15 protein-coding genes are annotated in these 19022 nt (G+C 72.9%); 9 read left to right on the forward strand and 6 right to left on the reverse strand.

What is annotated here, in order from left to right; translation table 11 throughout:
- Positions 1 to 23: 23 nt before the first annotated feature.
- A complete protein-coding gene (locus HS041_RS00585; protein WP_196438569.1) occupies positions 24 to 659 on the reverse strand; it encodes a SurA N-terminal domain-containing protein in 636 nt (211 codons plus the stop codon).
- A gap of 28 nt (positions 660 to 687) precedes the next feature.
- Positions 688 to 4239 carry a transcription-repair coupling factor gene (gene mfd / locus HS041_RS00590; RefSeq protein WP_196438570.1) on the reverse strand — a complete coding sequence of 1184 codons (3552 nt, stop codon included), beginning with the start codon at positions 4237 to 4239 and terminating at the stop codon, positions 688 to 690.
- Between the two features lie 152 nt (positions 4240 to 4391).
- Here mfd and HS041_RS00595 point away from each other — a divergent pair, with 152 nt between their 5' ends.
- From HS041_RS00595 to HS041_RS00605, 3 genes are all read left to right on the forward strand, one after another.
- On the forward strand, positions 4392 to 5111 hold the full coding sequence (locus HS041_RS00595) for a class I SAM-dependent methyltransferase (RefSeq protein WP_196438571.1): 720 nt from the start codon (positions 4392 to 4394) through the stop codon (positions 5109 to 5111).
- Between the two features lie 78 nt (positions 5112 to 5189).
- On the forward strand, positions 5190 to 6428 hold the full coding sequence (gene cysC / locus HS041_RS00600) for an adenylyl-sulfate kinase (RefSeq protein ID WP_196438572.1): 1239 nt from the start codon (positions 5190 to 5192) through the stop codon (positions 6426 to 6428).
- Positions 6429 to 6549: 121 nt separating this feature from the next.
- Positions 6550 to 7503: a sulfite exporter TauE/SafE family protein gene (locus tag HS041_RS00605; RefSeq protein WP_196438573.1), complete on the forward strand. Its 954-nt coding sequence runs from the start codon at positions 6550 to 6552 to the stop codon at positions 7501 to 7503.
- Here HS041_RS00605 and HS041_RS00610 read toward each other — a convergent pair.
- Positions 7387 to 8472: a glycoside hydrolase family 26 protein gene (locus tag HS041_RS00610; RefSeq protein ID WP_230878369.1), complete on the reverse strand. Its 1086-nt coding sequence runs from the start codon at positions 8470 to 8472 to the stop codon at positions 7387 to 7389. The two genes, HS041_RS00605 and HS041_RS00610, sit on opposite strands and share 117 nt — an antisense overlap.
- Before the next feature lie 305 nt (positions 8473 to 8777).
- Here HS041_RS00610 and HS041_RS00615 point away from each other — a divergent pair, with 305 nt between their 5' ends.
- From HS041_RS00615 to HS041_RS00640, 6 genes are read left to right on the forward strand one after another with little or no spacing between them, the layout of a single operon-like run.
- Positions 8778 to 10283, forward strand: coding sequence for a YveK family protein (locus HS041_RS00615; protein WP_196438574.1), 1506 nt, complete (start codon positions 8778 to 8780; stop codon positions 10281 to 10283).
- Positions 10280 to 11626, forward strand: a complete 1347-nt coding sequence (locus tag HS041_RS00620) for an O-antigen ligase family protein (protein ID WP_307845116.1) — start codon at positions 10280 to 10282, stop codon at positions 11624 to 11626. The genes HS041_RS00615 and HS041_RS00620 overlap by 4 nt, the downstream gene beginning before the upstream one ends.
- Entirely contained in the window at positions 11556 to 12482 is a 927-nt protein-coding gene (locus HS041_RS00625; RefSeq protein WP_196438575.1) for a hypothetical protein, read from the forward strand. The genes HS041_RS00620 and HS041_RS00625 overlap by 71 nt, the downstream gene beginning before the upstream one ends.
- Positions 12479 to 13336 (forward strand): sulfotransferase, encoded by an 858-nt coding sequence (locus HS041_RS00630; RefSeq protein ID WP_196438576.1) that lies wholly within the window; start codon positions 12479 to 12481, stop codon positions 13334 to 13336. Before HS041_RS00625 ends, HS041_RS00630 begins: the two co-directional genes overlap by 4 nt.
- On the forward strand, positions 13311 to 14921 hold the full coding sequence (locus tag HS041_RS00635) for a lipopolysaccharide biosynthesis protein (protein ID WP_307845117.1): 1611 nt from the start codon (positions 13311 to 13313) through the stop codon (positions 14919 to 14921). Before HS041_RS00630 ends, HS041_RS00635 begins: the two co-directional genes overlap by 26 nt.
- Positions 14918 to 15823 carry a sulfotransferase gene (locus HS041_RS00640; protein WP_196438577.1) on the forward strand — a complete coding sequence of 302 codons (906 nt, stop codon included), beginning with the start codon at positions 14918 to 14920 and terminating at the stop codon, positions 15821 to 15823. Before HS041_RS00635 ends, HS041_RS00640 begins: the two co-directional genes overlap by 4 nt.
- 102 nt (positions 15824 to 15925) lie before the next feature.
- On the opposite strand, the gene HS041_RS00645 is transcribed toward HS041_RS00640, so the two are convergent.
- From HS041_RS00645 to HS041_RS00655, 3 genes are read right to left on the reverse strand one after another with little or no spacing between them, the layout of a single operon-like run.
- Positions 15926 to 16888, reverse strand: a complete 963-nt coding sequence (locus HS041_RS00645) for a WecB/TagA/CpsF family glycosyltransferase (protein ID WP_230878370.1) — start codon at positions 16886 to 16888, stop codon at positions 15926 to 15928.
- Positions 16888 to 17829 (reverse strand): glycosyltransferase family 2 protein, encoded by a 942-nt coding sequence (locus tag HS041_RS00650; protein ID WP_196438578.1) that lies wholly within the window; start codon positions 17827 to 17829, stop codon positions 16888 to 16890. Before HS041_RS00650 ends, HS041_RS00645 begins: the two co-directional genes overlap by 1 nt.
- Positions 17826 to 18833, reverse strand: a complete 1008-nt coding sequence (locus HS041_RS00655; protein ID WP_196438579.1) for a sulfotransferase family protein — start codon at positions 18831 to 18833, stop codon at positions 17826 to 17828. Before HS041_RS00655 ends, HS041_RS00650 begins: the two co-directional genes overlap by 4 nt.
- Positions 18834 to 19022 lie beyond the last annotated feature (189 nt).

Genomic DNA, 19022 nt, shown 5'->3' on the forward strand with positions numbered 1-19022 from the left:
GGTCCGCTGCCGGGAACACGGCGCTACCGGGACTCGGCGGCTCCGGGGAGCGCGCCGAAGCGGTCGCTCTCGATGAAGGAGTCGGACCCGTCCTGCGCCTGCGCCTGCGGGTTGGCCTCGCCGTAACGGGGGCTGCGGGTGACCGGGGCGATCTTCTGCACCTCGGCGGCCAGCTTCTGGCCCGCCGCCTGCTGGGACGCCTCGTCCTGCCCGGCACCGTACTTGGCCATCAGCTTCTGCTGGATGAGGGAGGCGCGGACCAGCGCGTTCAGCTCCGAGGGGGGCACGGCGTTGTTGAGGGCGAGCTGGTCGACCGTGGCGCCCTGCTGCTGCTGGAGGACCTGGGCGATGAGCGCCTCGACCTCCGCCGCGGTCACCGTGATGCCGCTGCGCGCGCCGATCTGGTCGATCTGGCTGATGAAGATCTTGTTGCCCAGCACCGCCTGCGGGATCGACCCCGGCAGGCGCAGCTGCCCCCGGGAGACGCCGGCCTCGCTCATGGCCTTCTCGTATTCTCTGACGTCGGCGTTCAGCTCGCTGGTGCTGATCCGCCGGTCGCCGACGATGGCTGCGGCGCCGGCCTGCGACGGAGAACAGGCGGTCAGCGCGGCACCCGCGGCCACGACCGCGAGGATGACGCGCACTCGAGTCGACTTCACTTACGATCCCTTCACGACAGAGGCCGTATTACTTTACCGGCATGTTCTCGAGGAACATCGCCTCGACGAGATCACCGCACCACCGCAGGAGGTCGAGGTCGCGCAGCGGCTGCCCGCCGAGCGGCTTCGTCTTGGGCACCGGCACCAGCAGGGTGCCGGCGGCCTGCTTCAGCAGCGCCTTCGGGTAGAGCCGCTGGAGCCGCACCTGCTGGGAGTCCCGCAGGGTCACCGGGGCGAACCTGATGTTCTGGCCCTGCAGGGTGACGTCGGTGAGCCCCGCCTTGCGCGCCCTGATCCGGAAGCGGGCCACGGCCAGCAGGTTCTCCACCTCCTGGGGCGGCCTGCCGTACCGGTCGACGAGCTCGGCGCGCACGGCCGCGATGTCGTCGTCGGTGCAGATCGCCGCGACGCGCTTGTACGCCTCCAGGCGCAGCCGCTCGGAGGTCACGTAGTCGTGCGGGATGTGCGCGTTGATCGGCAGCTCGACCTTGACGTCCGGCCGCTCCTCCTGCTCGGCCGCCCCGGTCAGCTTGGCCTTCTGCTCCTGTACGGCCTCCGCCATCATCCGCACGTACAGGTCGAAGCCGACGCCCGCGATGAAGCCCGACTGCTCGGCGCCCAGGATGTTGCCCGCGCCGCGGATCTCCAGGTCCTTCATCGCCACGTACATGCCCGCGCCCATCTCGGTGTGCTGGGAGATGGTGGCCAGGCGTTCGTGGGCGGTCTCGGTGAGCGGCTTCTCCGGCGGGTAGAGGAAGTAGGCGTAGCCGCGCTCGCGGCCCCGGCCGACCCGCCCGCGCAGCTGGTGGAGCTGGGACAGGCCGTAGTTGTCGGCCCGGTCCACGATGAGCGTGTTGGCGTTGGGCACGTCGAGACCGGACTCGACGATCGTGGTGCAGACCAGCACGTCGAACTCGCGCTCCCAGAACCCCACCATGATCTTTTCGAGCTGCTGCTCGTTCATCTGGCCGTGCGCCACGGCGATGCGGGCCTCGGGGACGAGTTCGTGCAGGCGAGCCGCCACCTTGTTGATGCTCGCGACCCGGTTGTGCACGAAGAAGATCTGGCCGTCGCGCATCAGCTCGCGGCGGACGGCGGCGGCGATCTGCTTCTCGTCGTACGGCCCGACGAAGGTGAGGATCGGGTGGCGCTCCTCCGGCGGGGTGAGGATCGTGGACATCTCGCGGATGCCGGTCAGGCCCATCTCCAGGGTGCGCGGGATCGGCGTGGCGGACATGGCCAGTACGTCGACCTGGGTGCGCAGGTGCTTCATGGCCTCCTTGTGCTCGACGCCGAAGCGCTGCTCCTCGTCGATGATGATCAGACCGAGGTTCTTGAACCGGACCTCGGAGGAGAGCAGCCGGTGGGTGCCGATCACCACGTCCACCGAACCGTCACGCATGCCCTCCAGCGTGACCTTGACCTCGGCGTCGGTCTGGAAGCGCGACATCGGCCGCACGTTCAGCGGGAAGCCGGAGAAGCGCTCGGCGAAGGTGGACAGGTGCTGCTGGACCAGCAGCGTGGTCGGCACCAGCACCGCCACCTGCTTGCCGTCCTGCACCGCCTTGAAGGCTGCGCGCACCGCGATCTCCGTCTTGCCGTAGCCGACGTCGCCGCAGATCAGCCGGTCCATCGGGATCGGGCGCTCCATGTCGCGCTTGACCTCGTCGATGGCCTCCAGCTGGTCGCCGGTCTCGGCGTAGGGGAAGGCGTCCTCCATCTCGCGCTGCCAGGGCGTGTCCGGCCCGAAGGCGTGCCCGGGCGAGGCCATCCGCGCGCTGTAGAGCCGGATCAGCTCTCCGGCGATCTCCTTGACCGCCTTCTTCGCCCTGGTCTTCGCCTTGGCCCAGTCGGCGCCGCCCATCCGGTTGAGCGTGGGCGACTCGCCGCCGACGTAGCGGGTGACCTCGTCGAGCTGGTCGGTCGGGACGTAGAGCCGGTCGCCCTTGGCGTACTCGATCACGAGGTACTCGCGGGTCGCTCCCTGCACGGTCCGCTGCATCATCTCGACGTAGCGGCCCACACCGTGCTGCTCGTGCACCACGTGGTCGCCGAGCTTGAGCTGGAGCGGGTCCACCATGTTGCGGCGCCGGCTGGGCAGCCGGCGCATGTCCTTGGTGGAGGCCTTCTGGCCGACCAGGTCCAGGTGGGTCAGGACGGCCAGGGACGGGCTGACGAACCCGTGGTCCACCAGTCCGGTGGTGACGTGCACGACCTTCGGGTCCGGCGCCCGGTCGAGGGTCGCCTCCAGCCGGGCGGGCAGGTCGACGCCCTTGAGCAGCTCGACCATCCGCTCGGCCGGGCCGTGGCCCTCGCTGAGCAGCACGACGACCTTCTCGTCGGCCAGCCAGCCCTTGATGTCGCCCAGCGCCCGCTGGGTGTCGCCCCGGTAGGCCTCCGACTCCCGGGCGTCCAGGACCAGCGCCCCGCCCGGATCGTCACCGCCCGGGTCGTCCCCGCCGAACGGGGCGATCGACCACCACGGCTGCCCGAGCTCGCGGGCGTGGTCGCGGATCTCCTCCAGCGTGCGGAACGCCGCCGCCTCCAGGTCGATCGGGGCCTCTCCCCCGGCGGCGGCGTTGATCCAGGAGGCCTCCAGGAACTCCTGGCTGGTGCGGACGAGCTCGTCGGCCCGGCTCCGGATGCGCTCGGGATCGCAGACGAACACCGCCGCCCGTGCGGGCAGGTGGTCGATCAGCAGGTCCATCTCGCCGGCGAGCACCGGGGCGAACGCCTCCATGCCCTCCACCGGCATTCCCTCGGCGAGCTGGTCGAGGATCTCGGCCAGGGCGGGATGCTCGGCGGACAGCGCCGCGGCCCTGTCCCGGACGTCTTCGGTCAGCAGCAGCTCGCGGCAGGGCGCGGCGAACAGCCCGTCTCCCGCGACCTCCAGCGATCGCTGGTCGGCCACCTTGAACCAGCGGATCTCCTCGACCGAGTCGCCCCAGAACTCCAGGCGCAGCGGGTGCTCCTCGGTCGGCGGGAAGACGTCGAGCAGCCCGCCCCTGACCGCGACCTCGCCGCGCTTCTCCACCATGTCCACGCGGTGGTAGCCGTTCTCCACCAGCCTGTGGACGACGGCGTCCAGGTCGGCGTCGTCGCCGGCGCGCAGCCGTACCGGCGACAGGTCGCCGAGCCCGCGCACGATCGGCTGGAGCACGGCCCGGATCGGGGCGACGACGACCCTCAGCGGTCCGGCCGCGGTGTCGCCCTCGACGGGGTGGGCCAGGCGGCGCAGTACGGCCAGGCGCTGGCCGACGGTGTCGCTGCGCGGGGAGAGCCGCTCGTGCGGGAGGGTCTCCCAGGCGGGGAAGACGGCGACCGTGTTGTCCCCGCCGGAGTCGAGAAGGCTGGACAGCGCCGCCGCGAGGTCCTCCGCCTCGCGGCCGGTCGCGGTCACCGCCAGGACGGTCCTGCCCGCCTCCCTGGCCAGCGCGGCCGCGGCGAAGGACCGCAGCGCGGGTGGGGCGACGAGCGACACGTCGGGAGCGCCGGGGACGCCGTCCCCCCGCGCATCCGCCAGGACGGAGGCCAGCTTCGGCTCGCCCGCGACAAGGTCAAGCAATCCGGAAAGGCTCATCAGTTTCGCCCACAGCCCCACGACGGCAACACGACAGGCCCCCGGCCGCCGGGGCACGGGGGTTATCGGTCAAGGGTACTTCGCCCGCTCCCCGGATCCGTAAGAAGTGGGGAGAGGTGACGAACTGTATCTATTCCACTACTCTAGGTGATATGACTGAAGTGCGATCCGCCATGACCCGAAGCGACCTGTTCGACCAACGGATCCGGGAGCGCCGGGCCGAGGTGACCGGCCGGCGACTCGACGTCCTGGTCGCGGGCTGCGGATTCCCCAGCGGCCTGACCCTGGACCGGGCGCAGGCCCGGGTCGTCGGGGTCGACGAGGACCTCCCCGCGGTGCGGGCGAGCATGCCGGGCCGCAAGGAGTTCGACTCCTGGGCGCTGGGAGACCTGCGCACCGTTCCGGTGCCGCCGCGCTCGTTCGACGTCGCCTGCATATCGTTCCTGCTGGAGCGCGTCCGCCACCCCGAGCTCGTGCTCGACCGGCTGCTCGCCGGGCTGCGCCCGGGCGGCCTCGCCCTGCTGCGCATGCGCGACCGGTCCTCGGCCTACGGGATGTGCGACCGGCTGACCCCCTCGCTGGTGCGGCGGCTGCTGTGGCGCAGCCTCGTGCCGAAGGGCACGGTCGGGCCGCTGCCCACGGTGTACGGCCCGGCCATCACCAGGGAGGGGATCCACGCCTTCTGCCTGGCCCGGGGGCTGATGGTCACCGACGAGATCCTGGAGTCCAGCGGCCCCGCGGCGGCCCGGTCACTGGGGCGCGCCGCCTGCTCGGCCGTCGAGGCCGCCTCCGGCGGGCGCTTCCCCGCCTCGCACGACGAGATCAGCATGGTCATCCGCAAGCCGGAGAACCATTTCGCGCGACTCGTCTGACGTCACTCGGTTGATGTGGCACAACTGGAATGGCTAGAGTGACCATATCCGACTAAGTCGATCGGGAATGTGGAGCAGATGACGGCGCCCTTCGAGTGGACCCCCGACACCCGTGAGCTCGCCGATCTGGAGCTGCTGCTCTCCGGCGCGTACCACCCCCTGACGGGCTTCATGAGCTCGGCCGAGGCGCACGCGGTGGAGGAGCACGGCACGCTGGCCGACGGCACGCGGTGGCCCGCCCCCGTCACGCTCACCCTCCCCGACGACCATCCGGCCGCCCCCGGCGACCGGATCACGCTCCGCGACCCCGAGGGCGCTCCACTGGCCGTCCTGACCGTCACCGACCGGTCCGGCGGCCGAGCCGCCGGGCCGGTGGAGGCCCTGGGCGCGGCCGAGCACGGGCCGTTCGCCCGGCTCCGCCGCAGCCCCGCGGAGGTCCGCAAGGAGCTGGCGGGGCACGAGGTCCTGGCCGTCACCATGCGCGGACCCCTGGACGACCTGGAGGAGATCGCCGCGACCGCCGAGGAGATGGAGGCGACGGTCCTGCTGCTTCCGCTGGCGTTCGGGGAGGGCGGGCCCGCGGTGGTCCGCGCCGCGCTGAAGGCCCGCGACCGGCTCGGCGAGAGGGGCGCCGTCACCGCTCTGGCCGTGGTGCCGCTCGCCCCGCGCGAGGATCACGCCGTCGATCTGGAACTGCGCGAGCACGTGGCCGAGGCCTACGGTGCGACCGAGCACCTGGCCGGCCCCGAGCCCGTCACGCTCCCCGGCCCGCCGCACCGGCGCGGACTGGTCGTCTTCTTCACCGGCCTGTCCGGCTCGGGCAAGTCGACCGTCGCCCGGGGGCTGCGGGACGCGCTGCTGGAGCGCGGCGGCCGTACGGTCACCTACCTCGACGGCGACGTGGTCCGCCACCTGCTCTCGGCGGGGCTGGGCTTCTCCCGCCAGGACCGCGACCTCAACATCCGGCGGATCGGCTTCGTCGCCGCGGAGGCGGCCCGCCACGGCGGACTGGCGATCTGCGCGCCCATCGCCCCGTACGCCGCCACCCGCGAGGAGGTCAGAACCATGGTCGAGGCCGTGGGCGCCGACTTCCTGCTGGTCCACGTGGCCACCCCGCTCGCCGAGTGCGAGCGCCGCGACCGCAAGGGGCTCTACGCCAAGGCCCGGGCGGGGCTGATCCCGGAGTTCACCGGGATCTCCGCCCCCTACGAGGAGCCCGACGACGCCGACCTGGTCGTCGACACCACCGGCATCGCGGTCGAGCAGGCCGTGGACGCCGTCCTGAACCCGCTCGTGCAGGGAGGCTGGGTCCGTTGAGGAGAGATCTCGCCGCGGCCGGGCAGAGGTCACGGCGCGCAGGTCCGGGTGCGGAGGCCCCGGCACGGGGAAGGGGTCGCGATGACAGGCGGAGAGACGGACAGGGAACGGTGAACGGCTGATGGACCTCGATCTCCCCCTGGTCGCCGGGTCGTTCTTCGTCGCGATCATCGTCGGGCTGACCGGCATGGGCGGCGGCGCTCTGATGACGCCGATGATGCTGCTGTTCTTCAACGTGCCGCCGCTCGCCGCGGTCTCCAGCGACCTGGTCGCCTCGGCCGTGATGAAGCCCGTCGGCGGGATCGTGCACATGCGGCGGGGCACGGTGGACCTGCGGCTGGTCGGCTGGCTGTGCGTGGGCTCGGTCCCGGCGGCCTTCTGCGGGGTGCTGCTGATCCGGGCGTTCGGAGAGGGCGAGCAGGTTCAGCAGGCGGTCAAGTACGCCCTGGGCGTCGCGCTGCTGCTGGCCGTGGCGGGCCTGCTCGCCAAGGCCTATCTCGCCCACCGCGAGGGACCCGTCGCGGTGGGTTCCGGCGAGATCGTCGTGCGCCCGATTCCTACCGTACTGATCGGTATAGTCGGCGGCGTCGTGGTGGGCATCTCCTCCGTGGGCTCGGGATCCCTGATCATCGTGGCGCTGCTCATGATCTACCCCACGCTGAAGGCCAACCAGCTCGTCGGGACCGACCTGGTCCAGGCGGTCCCCCTGGTCACCTCGGCCGCCGTGGGCCACCTGCTCTTCGGCGACTTCCAGCTCGACGTGACCACCTCGCTGCTGGCCGGCTCGATCCCCGGCGTCTACCTCGGCGCGCGGATCTCGTCGCGGGCGCACGGCGACGTCATCCGGGCACTGCTCGTGGTGGTACTGCTCGCCTCGGCGCTCAAGCTGCTCGGCGTGGGCAACTCGGCCCTGCTGTGGGTCCTGGGCGGCGTGGCGCTCGCCGGGGCGGCCGCCTGGTCACTGACGAGGAACCGCCGTGGAACGCAGGTAGGAGTCGCCGGCGAGGGCGCGGAAGGCCGCCTGGGAGCCGGAAGAGGTGTCGAAACGGGTGTCCCCCCTCGGGGCTCGCGGTGAGTCGAAGTAGACCAGCGCCTTGATCTGCGGATAGCGCCGCACGTCCCGGCGGACCGAGGCGAAGAAGGACTCCTTGAAGCGGGGCTGGCCCCGCCGCTCGAAGACCCCCCACTCGGCGAGCATGATGGGCTTGCCGGGGAAGCGCCACTGCATCCAGCGGTAGAAGCCCGGCCACTGGGCGATGTCGTCGCGGGTCTTGTTGATCAGTCCCTCGAAGCTCTGGACCCTGTCGTCGACGTAGGGGTCCATGGCCACCCAGTCGACCACGTCGTCACCGGGGTAGAGCCGCTCGAACCAGGAGCTGGCCGCCCAGTTGGGCGCTCCCATGTAGGTCATCACGGTGACCGCGTTCCGCACGCCCTTCTCGCGCAGGCGCTGCACGACGTGGCGGTACATCTCCGCATAGTCCCGGGCCGTCATCCCGGAGCCGGCGCTCTCTCTGACGTCGTTCTCCGGCTCGTGGTGCACGGTCAGGAAGAACCTCTCGGGGAAGTTCCGCACGATGTGGGCGGCCAGCCGGTCGATCCGCCGGTCCACCGCGCCCCGGGCGATCTGCGCCCAGGTGTGGTCGAGGGACGGCTTCCAGTTGACCAGCAGGATCCTGCGCCCCCCGGGGGGACGGGCGATCGCCTGCTCCTCGGCGGTCGGGAAGAGCTCGGAGCCCCGGTGGTAGACGTGCATGATGTCGGCCGTACGGCCCATGCGCTGTTCGGCCCGGCGCAGCGCCAGGGCGGGCCGTCTCCCGGTGAAGATCTCCGGGGCCATCCCCCACCAGGCGCCGCAGGAGGGGATCAGCTTGGCGCTGACCTCGCAGCCCGGCGCCGACGAGCGCAGTCCCAGCAGCCTCTTGCCCGTCGCGGGGTCGTGCGCCGAGTCCCTGGAGACTCCCGAGGCCTGGCTGCACGCGCTCAGCCCCAGCATCAGCGCGATACCGGCGGCGGTGATTCCCCGCATCCTCAGCGCTGACATTAAATCGGCATTTGTCCGATACAACGGTCCCTCACAGATTATCCGTCCGCGCGTTTCCTGACTTTCCGCAGAGCACACCATCCCACCATCCGGACATGCGGTGCCGCACACTTTGCCGCTCCGTTCCGCACCTGCGGGGTGGCGGAGAGGAAATATCGGATAAACCACCGTTATCTCGCCGTGATTGCCGCAGTCATCGTGAAGAAATCTTGTGTATTCGATCGGGAAAACGACGACTCAGCCTATAGTTCCTAGGGTTTCCAGCAGCGGCCTCGCCTGAGGGGCCCGGCCCGAGAGGGATTCCCATGAGCCTGTCGCCGGACACCGCCGTCCGCCGCTCCGGCGGGGACCTCGCGGACTACGGGGCTCTGCTCCGCAGGCGCTGGCCCACCCTGCTGCTCTGCCTCCTGGCCGGGACCGGCGGCGGCGCGGGCCTGTTGCACCGCACCCCGCCCTCCTACACCGCCTCCGCGCACGTCCTGGTGACCGCGACCGGCGTCCAGGACCAGACCAACCAGGTGACCAACCGGCAGCGGGAGCCGCTCAACCTCGACACCGAGGCGCAGATCGCCCAGTCGGCCGTGGTCGCCAGGAAGGCGCAGGCGGCGCTCAAGAGCACCCCCGGCCCCGTCGAGGTCTCGGTGCCGCCCAACACCTCGGTCCTGGAGATCTCCTACACCGCCGCCGACCCCAACAGCGCCGCCGCCGGGGCCAGCGCCTACGCCCAGGCCTATCTGGCCCACCGCGGCGAGGCCGCCACCCAGGCGCTGGCCGTCCAGCTCGAAACGCTCCTGGACAAGCTGAGGCAGGTCAACACGTCCCTGGCCAAGGTGGTGGCCGACCTGCCCGGCCTGGCCAAGGGCGGCGCGGAGCGCACCATCGCGCTGCAACGGCGCAGCGTGCTCAGCCGCCAGGTCTACAACCTCACCGTCAAGTACGACGGGCTCAAGACCATCGCGATCACCCCCGGCTCGGTGATCAGTGAGGCGGTCGCCCCCACGGACCCCAGCGCGCCCAGCCCTCCCCTGTACCTCGGCAGCGGCTTCATGGTCGGCCTGCTGGCCGGGGTCGGCCTCGCCTGGCTCCGCGACCGGCTCGACACCAGGCTCCGTACGGCCTCCGACGTCACGCGTCTCACCGGACTCGACATCGTCAGCGGCGAGCGGATCCGCGACCTGTCGAGCACCGGCGGCGCCGTGGTGCTGGTCCCGCTGCCCGGGAGCTCCTCCCGCGAGGTGGCGCGGGCCGTACGGGAGCTGCGCGAGGGGCGCGTGCCGGTGCTCGGCGCGGTCGTCACCGCGTGCGACGGGGATCCGGGCAAGGGCCCGGACCGGGAGAAGCCGGACGGAGCGTGGGAGAGGGCCGCCGCCCCGCCGCTGCCGCGGCCCGCCGACGCGCGCGCCGCCGCGGCCGTCACGACCGCGTCCCCCGCACCGGCGCCCGCGCCCGCACCCGCCGTCACCGGCCCGCGGGCCCCTCGGGACACCGGCCTCCGCGGTTCCCGCGCCGGCCGCCGGGCGTCCGCGGCTCCGGCCGGCCCGGACGTCGTCACCACCGAGATCCCGGTCGCCGACGTGCGGGCCGCCGTACGCGAGAGCGCGGCCCGGTCCGGCGCCGCCAACGGTCACCGGGGCGAGGCCCCCGGCCCCGCGGCGGTCTCCGGCTTCCCCGGGGCCGCCCATGACGACAAGCGCCCGCCCTCGGCCGGCCTGGCCGTCACCACCGGCAGGAGCGAATCCCCGGCGGATTCGCCGGAGACCGTCCCGCTGATGCAGCTGCCCGCGATCGGCAAGAAGGTCTTCCCGCCGTGAGGGGCCTGGACCGGGCGGCGTGGCCGATCGCCGCGCTCCTCGTGGGATATCCCGTGTGGTGGGCCCTGGGCTTCGGCGGGCTCGCGGTGGTCGTGCTCGCGCCGCCGATGGCGGTCATCCTGTGGCGGCGGCGGCCGGTCAGGGTGCCGCGCGGATTCGGTCTGTGGCTGCTCCTGCTCGCGGGCTACCTGGTCAGCTCGATCATGCTCGCCGAGATGCCGCCGGGCACCTACGGCGAGTTCGGGGTGGGCCGGCTGACCGGTTACCTCATGCGCCTGTCCCTCTACCTCTCGCTGACCGTCATGGTCCTCTACCTGGGCAACCTGACCGAGCGGGAGCTGCCGCAGCTCGCGCTGGTGCGCATGCTCGGCGTGCTGTTCCTCACGACCGTCGCCGGCGGCCTGCTGGGCGTGCTCGCCCCGCAGACGGAGTTCACCTCGCCGGTGGAACGGCTCCTGCCCGAGTGGATCAGCGGCAACTCCTTCGTCCAGAACCTGATCCACCCCACCGCCGCCCAGATCCAGAAAGTCCTCGGCCACGCCTCCCCCCGCCCCGAGGCCCCCTTCGAGTGGGCCAACGCCTGGGGCAGCAACATCTCGGTGCTGCTCGTCTGGTTCGTGGTCGGCTGGTGGGTGTACGGCGGGCCGCGCAGGCGTCTGGCCGTGGTCGCGCTGCTCGCGCTCGCCGCCGTCCCGATCGTCTACTCGCTCAACCGCGGTCTCTGGATCGGGCTGGGCGTCGCCACCGCCTACCTGGTGCTGCGCCTGAGCCCGCGGGGCCGGGTCGCGGTCTGCGCGGCCGTCGCGACGGGAGTGCTGGCGTTCGTTCTCAGCCCGCTGCAGGCGATGGTCTCCCAGCGGCTGGACAACCCGCACAGCAACGACATCCGCGCGTTCACGGTGACCTCCACCGTCGCCGCGGCCGGCACCTCCCCCATCATCGGCTACGGCAATACCCGCAACGCGATGGGCAACCACAAGACCATCACCACCGGCAAGAGCGACTGGTGCGAGACCTGCGGCCACCCCCCGCTGGGCAGCGACGGCCAGCTCTGGCACCTGATGATCACCCAGGGGTTCGTCGGGGCCGGCCTCTACATCGCCTTCTTCACCGGGGCCGCCCGCCGCCACTGGCGCGACCGCTCGCCGATCGGCATGGCCGGGGTCCTGGTGATGATCCTCACCCTTCTCTACATGTTCGTCTACGACGGGCTGGTCACACCGCTCAGCCTCTACCTGATCTCGTTCGCGCTGCTCTGGAGGAACGCACCGGATGAACGACGCCCGAGTCCGTCTGCGCTATCTTCGCCAGACGATCAGCCTGCTCTTCCCCGGCCCCGGTGAAGCCAGGCCGTACAGCCTGCTCCCGCACCCGCTGCTCCCGAGGAGGCTCGCCCCCCGGACGTGGTGGCATCCGTGCGGGAAGGTCATGGTGCCCTCGGGGGAGGACACCGTCGAGACCTACCTGAGCGAGGTGCTGGACCTCCCGGTCCGGGTGGTGCTCCACGTCCGCCCGGCCCGGCGGGTCAACCGCAAGCCGATCCTGGAGGCGCACGGCCCCGACGGGCTGGTCGCCTTCGTGAAGATCGGCGACACCGACCGCGCCCGCGAGCTCATCGCCAACGAGGCCCGCACGCTCGACATGCTCGCCGGGGCGTCGCTGAAGACCGTCGTTCCGCCGGTCGTGCTCCACCACGGCTCCTGGCACGGCCTGTCCGTGCTCGCCCTGTCCCCGCTGCCCGTGCCGGACCGGGCCTCCCGCCTCCGTGTCGGGCACGGCGCGATCCCGCCCGGCCTGCTCACCGAGGCGATCCGCGAGATCGGCGCCCTCTCCGGCGACAGGTCCGCCTGGCACGGTGACTTCTGCCCGTGGAACATCGCACGCGGCCCGGACGGGCGGCTCCTGGTCTGGGACTGGGAGCGGTTCGCCACCGGGGTGCCGCTCGGCTTCGACGCCCTGCACCACTTCTTCCAGCGGGCCCTGCGGCGGATGCGACCCGCCGTCGCGGCCCGGGCGTGCCTCGCGCAGGCACTGCCGATCCTGGCCCCGTTCGGCCTGTCGGCCGCCGAGGCACGGCTGACCGCGATCCACTATCTGATCGTGCTGGCCGAGCGGCATGCCGCCGACGGCCACGAGCCGCTCGGCCCGCCCGCCCGCTGGCTCAGTCCCGTCGTCGACGCCCAGGAGGTCTTGGTGTGACAAGCACGTTGAAGCGCTCCGTCCACGCCGTGTCACTGGCCACGGGACGCCTCACCACCGGCGGCCGGGTCCTGCCGTCCTTCCTGGTCACCGGGGCGCAGCGCTCCGGCACGACCTCGCTCTACCGGGCGCTCGCGCAGCACCCGCTGATCCTCAAGCCCGTCCTGCGCAAGGGCGTGCACTACTTCGACATGGCCTACGATCGCGGCCTTCCGTGGTACCGGGCCCACTTCCCGCTGCGCGCGACGGCCTCCCGCCTCTCCCACAGGTACGGCTGCCGCCCCCAGGCCTTCGAATCCGCGCCCTACTACCTCTTCCACCCGCTGGCCGCCTCCCGGATCGCCGAGGACCTGCCGGGCGTGAAGCTGATCGCGCTGGTCCGCGACCCGGTCGAGCGCGCGTTCTCCGCCCACTCCCACGAGCTGGCCCGGGGGTTCGAGACCGAACCCTCCTTCGCCAGGGCGGTGGAGCTGGAGGAGGAGCGGCTGGCCGGGGCGGCGGACGCCCTGGTCTCCTCCCCCCACTCGGCCAGCCACGCCCACCGCCACCACGCCTATCTGGCCAGAGGTCGCTACGCCGAGCAGCTCACCAGGCTGGAGCGGCTGGTCGGCCGGGAGCGGCTGCTCGTGCTGGACAGCGGGCTGTTCTTCACCCGGCCGGAGGTCGTCCACGACCGGGTGCTGGAGTTCCTCGGGCTGCCGCACATCGGTGACCCGGTGTTCGAGCGGCACAACGCCCGGCCCCGGCCCGCGCCCATGCCGGAGTCGCTCCGGCGGGAGCTGGCCGGGCACTTCGAGGAGTCCGACGCCCTGCTGGCCCGGTGGCTCGGTGCGGAGCCGTCATGGCGGCGGTGACATCGGCGGTGACGCCGATGGCGGCAGCGCCGATGTCGGCGATGGCGGCGCGGCCCGTCACGCGACTCCCGTGGCGGCGGTGACGGCCGCACCGCACCGGCTGGGCGGGATCGCCAGACACGGCCTGGCAGGACTCGCCGGAGCCGGGACCAGCGCCGCCGCGCAGTTCCTGCTGGTCGTGCTGGTCACCCGGGAAACCGGCCAGGCCGTGGCGGGCGGATTCTTCGCCGCGACCGCGCTCTGCCTGATGGCCGCGGGAATCCTCCGGCTGGACACCGGCAACGGACTGGTCTACGTCATCGCCCGATCCCGCCCGCCCGTCCTCCCGGGACGCCCCGGCCCGCCGCACCACCCGCGGCCCCCGGACCCGCCCGCTCCTCCGCAGCCCTCCGGCCACGTCCGCGCGGCCCTCCTGCCGGTCCTCGCGCTCTCGATCGCCGCCGCGGCCGCCGCCCTCGCCTGGGCCGAGGAGATCGCCGTGCCGGCGGGCACGTCCGGCGCCGTCCGGGTGCTGGCCCTGGCCCTCCCCGTCGTGACGTGTGCCGAGGTCCTGGTCGCGGCGACCCGCGGGTTCGGCGAGATGCGGCCGACGGTCCTGCTGGACGGGATCCTGCGCCCGGTGGGCCAGTTGCTCCTCGTCGGCCTGGTGATCGTGACCGCCGCCCCGGCGGACGCCCCCGATCCCGGTCGTCCCGCTCCGGCCTCCGGAACGGGCTGGGACGCGCCGTGGTCCGAGGCCCCCCTTCCCGTCCTGCTCGCGGCGGCCTGGGCGCTGCCGTACCTGCCGGTCCTGCTGCTGGCCGCGGTCCGGCTGCGCCGGCTGTCGCCTCGCATGCCGTACCGGCCCGGCACCGCGCGGGACCTGTGGTGCCATCTCTGGCCGCGGTCGGCGGCCTCGGCGGTCCAGGCGGTGTTCCAGCGGGTCGACATCGTGATCGTCGCGGTGCTCGCCGGGCCGGTCGAGGCGGCGGTCTACACCGCCGCCACCCGGTTCAAGATCGTGGGCCAGCTCGCCGGGCAGGGCCTGGCGCAGGCGGCGCAGCCCCGCCTGGTACGCGCGCTGGCCGAGGGCGACCTGCCGCACGCCCGGGAGCTCTACCAGAGCACCACCGCGTGGCTGGTCCTGCTGACCTGGCCGGTCTGGCTGGGATACGCCGCCCTGGCGCCCTGGCTGCTCGGACTGCTCGGCGGCGGCTCCGGCGACTACACCTCCGGCGTCCCGGTCGCGCTCGTGCTGGCCGCCACGATGGCGCTCGCCACCGCCTGCGGCATGGCCGACGTGATCCTGACCTCGGCCGGGCACACCCGGCTCAGCCTCGCGAACCTGCTGTCCGCCGTGGCCGTGACCGTGGCGCTGGACATGGCGCTGATCCCGGTGCACGGCGCGCTCGGCGCCGCCCTCGGCTGGTCGGGAGGCGTTCTGGTGAAGAACCTGCTGCCGCTCTGGCAGATCCACCGCCGGTACGGCCTGCGTCCCTTCGGCGCTCACACCCGGGCCGCCTGCCTGCCCTGGCGGCGTCCACGCATCCCTGACATCCCCGGCGGGGCGGTCCCCGCCGGGTCCGCACCCCGGAGACCGCGATGACGACTCCCCTGCTCGTGACCGGCCTGCCCAGAAGCGGGACCAGCTGGACCGGGAAGATGCTCGCGGCCGGCGGCGAGCTGGTCTACGTCAACGAGCCGCTCAACCCGCTGCCCCGCCCCGGCCGTTCTCCCGGCGTGCTCAACGCCGACGTCACGCACCGCTTCCAGTACATCAGCGCCGACGACGACGAGGTATGGCTGCGGGCGTTCACCGACACCGTGGCGCTGCGCTACCGGTTCCTGGCGGAACTGCGCCGCAACCGCGCGCCGTACGACCTGGCCCGGATGGTCCGGTACGGCACCGCGTTCACCTTCGGGCGGTTGACCGGCCGCCGCGCGCTGCTCGACGACCCGTTCGCGCTGTTCTCCGCCGGCTGGTTCGCCGGGCGGCTGGGCTGCCGGGTGGTCGTCCTGCTCCGCGACCCGGTGGCGTTCACCGGTAGTTGGCAGCGGCTCGGCTGGACGGTCTACTTCCACGAGCTGCTGGAGCAGCCGCGGCTGGTCCGCGACCATCCGCGCGTGGAGGAGCTGCGAGCGCTGGTGGGCTCCCAGGATCGCCTGGCCAAGGCCGCCGCGCTGTGGCGGGTCGCCGCCGCCGTCGCCGCCGACCTGGCCGCCCGGCACCCGGCGATCCTGCTGGTCCGGTACGAGGACCTGGCCGCCGATCCGCTGGCGGGCTTCCGCCGTCTGTACGACTGGGCGGGCCTGGCCTGGACTCCGCGCGCCGAATCACGCGTCACCCGCGCCTGTACGGCTCCCGCCTCCCGCCCCGGCGGCTTCGCCTGGCACGGCCTGTCCCGCACGGCCTACCGCCCGATGGACTCCCGCCGCGCCCTGGCCGAGGCCCGTGCCCGCCTGACCCCGGACGAGGCTCGCCGGGTCATGGAGCTGGCCTACTCCTGAGGCGCTCCCCGGCGTACCGCCGTACGGCACCCGGGAGACGGGCAGTGGTCACGAGACGGGCAGGGCCCGAAAGGCGTGCGATGCTCGGGAGAGGCTCAATGCTCAGGAGAACAGCCGCTTCACCAGGCAGACGGTGAGCAGCTTCAGTGCGAACGGCAGGTCGTCGGCCAGGTAGCGCCTGGCCAGCCTGCGCGGCTCGCTGAGCAACCGGAAGAGCCATTCCAGGCCGGATCGCCGCATCCATTCGGGCGCCCGGGGCACCGCGCCGGCGGTGAAGGAGATGGCCGACCCGCAGCCGATGAACCAGGTGCCGGGCAGGTCCTCGCGGAGCGTCGCGATGAGCCGGTCCTGCTTGGGGAAGCCGAGCCCGACGAAGACCACGCGGGGCGCGGCGGCCAGCACGGCGTCCCTGACCTTGGCACAGCTCTCGGGGGAGTTCTCGAACCCGAACGGCGGAGCGTCCACCCCGGACACGATCAGCGAGGGATTGCGGGCGATGAGCCGGGCGGCGGCCTGTCTGGCCATGCCGGGCGGCCCGCCCAGCAGGTAGACCGGGTAGCGGTAGAAGGCCGCCGCCTCCGACAGGGACCAGATCAGGTCGGCCCCGGTGACCCTGCCGGGCAGCGGCGTGCGCAGCAACCGCGCCGCCCACACCAGCGGCATGCCGTCGGCCACCGCGAGGTCGGCTCCCGCGATGAGCTCGCGCAGCCCGGCGTCGCGGGCGACGGCCCGGCTGATGTCGATGTTCGGGGTGACGATGTGGCCGCCCTCCCCGCGCTTCAGCGCGGCGACCACATGGTCGACCACCTCGCTCTCGGTCATCGGGTCGATCGCGACCCCCGCCACGCACACGCGCCGGCGGAGCCGCTTGCGGGTGGCCTTGTCCGGCCGCGGCCGAGGCCGCGGGATCGCCGCGTCCCGTCCGGCGACCGCGCTCTTGTGCGTGGCGGGCATGCTCTTGCGGCCAGTGGACGTGGTCACCCGGGCGGCGGAGGTGGCCGCCCGGCCGGTGGCCCGGGAACCGTCGCCGACGACCGTGGAGCCGCGGCTGATTCCTGCCCGCATCAGATGCCGTGTCCGCGGTGGTGCAACCGGCTGAGCACGGTCCGCGCCGGTACCAGGCCGATGGCCACGGCGAGCGCGAGCGGCGCGCGGGGTTCACCGTGCCTGGCGGTGAACGCCCGCCAGGCCCAGCGGCCCGCCTCCCTGCGGTGGCCGAGCGCCGCGTGGTGGAAGGCGAGCTGGCCGTAGATCCGCGCCGCGCCGCGCGGGTCCGCGGCCAGCTCGGGATGGCGGGCGAGCATCCACTCGAGCCCGGCGATCCGGTCGGCCCAGCGGGTGGCGTATGCGGAGCCGCCCCAGCGGACCCGCACCAGCGGGCGGTCCACGTGCACGATCGGGTGGCGCCCGGCGGCGCGCAGGGCCAGGTCCCAGTCCTCGTTCTGGCCTGCGGGGGCGCTCTCGTCGACCCACGACGAGCCGTGCCGGAACAGGAACGTCGAGGAGTGGACCATCACCATGCGCGAGCGCACCAGCTGCTCGTGGGTCACCAGGCGGGTCCCCGCGAGGCGGGGGACGCGGCGGGAGCCGTACTCCACCTCGATGGCGCAGCTCGCGAAGTCCGCTCCCGGCTCCGCCTCCAGCGCCGCGACCTGGGCGGTCAGCTTGCCCGTCAGCCACCGGTCGTCGTCGTCGCAGAAGGCGACCAGGTCGGTGCCGAGGGCGGCGATGCCGGTGTTGCGGGTGCCCGGCAGGCCCGGGCTGAACCGGTTGCCCAGCACCCGGACCACGCGGGCCTCCGGGTTCTTCTCCCGGACCGCCATGGCCCGGCCGGCCAGGAGATCGGCCACCTGACCCGCGACCGGCGCCGGGTCGCCGCCGTCGACGACCACGACGATCTCGACGGGACCCGGGTAGTCCTGCGCGAGCGCGGCGCGTACGGCCGCGCGCAACTGGTCGGGCCGGTGTCCTCGCGTGGGGATGACCACGCCCACCGATGGGCTCACACGAACCTCCAGGAATAGTCGTATCTGATCATGAGTGGCCAGGTCAGCGCGGTGACCAGGCGGCGCTGGCGGGGAGAGGCCGCGGTGCGCCAGCCGTCGTCCCGGACCAGCTCGACGCGGCCGGCCGTGAAGCGCATGGGGTTGCCCGAGGCGGTGTGCGCCGCCGACAGCTCGGCCACCCCGTCACCGAGGAAGTCCAGCTTCGGCAGGACGCCGACCTCGGCGGCCAGCCGCCTGAGCGTGCGGGCGGGGTCGGCCAGCAGGTCCTCATAGCGGATCCTGGTGACCGGGACCCCCCTGCGGGCCAGGAGTTCGAGGCCGAGGTTCTGGGCCAGCCAGTGCAGTGAGGTCCGAACGGGTGACCAGTGGGTCATGGGAGTCCCGTCCTCGGGGCGGGTGACCCTCCGCTGCCAGGAGTGCGCGACCGCGCGGGGGTCGCGCACGACGTGCACGACGTGCACGTCGACCCCGGCCGCCGCCAGGCAGAAGGCCAGGGAGGCGTGCTTGCTGGAGTCGACGACGACCTGGCAGCCCGCGACCTCGCCGGCCGCGTCGTAGAGGCGGCGGTAGGCGGTGACGTACTCACCCAGCTCGTCGACCTCCCTGAACGGCCAGGTCCGGACGCCCGGTGCCACGGCCTCGCCGCCCGGCGCCATGGGCCCCGGCCCGGCGCCCGCGCGCTCTTCGGCGAGCAGGCGCGCCAGCGCGGGAATCCGCCGCGTGCGGTCGACCCGCCGCCCCAGCGCGAGCATCCGCTCGGCCCGCTCCGCGGACCACCCGCCGAACGCCCTCTCTCCGGCCTTCCGCCAGAAGGGGCACCCGCCGAACGGCTCACCGCACCCGCACGCCTCGTCCGCCAGGACACCCCTGGCCCACAGATGGACCACCTCGCCGAGGGCGGCGACGCCGGGAACCTCGCCCAGCAGTCGCTCCAGCAGCGTGGTCCCGCTACGGCCGAGCCCGCCCAGGAAAACGACCCGGGCAGGGGACGGGCTGGTAGGCACAGGCACGAATCCTCACCGAGATGGATACGGAACGTGCCGACATTAGCGCGGAGAGTAACTTGTCAGTCAGAGAACGGTCAAACGATCTACCTACGTCCCGTGTGGCGGAGCGTCCACCGGGGAACCGCCCGGTCCCCGTCGTACGGGAGGGCACCAGCCTCCCGTACGGCGGAACGCCCGCCGCTCTCG

The sequence above is a fragment of the Planomonospora sp. ID67723 genome, assembly GCF_015711605.1.
Taxonomy (GTDB): Bacteria; Actinomycetota; Actinomycetes; order Streptosporangiales; family Streptosporangiaceae; genus Planomonospora_A.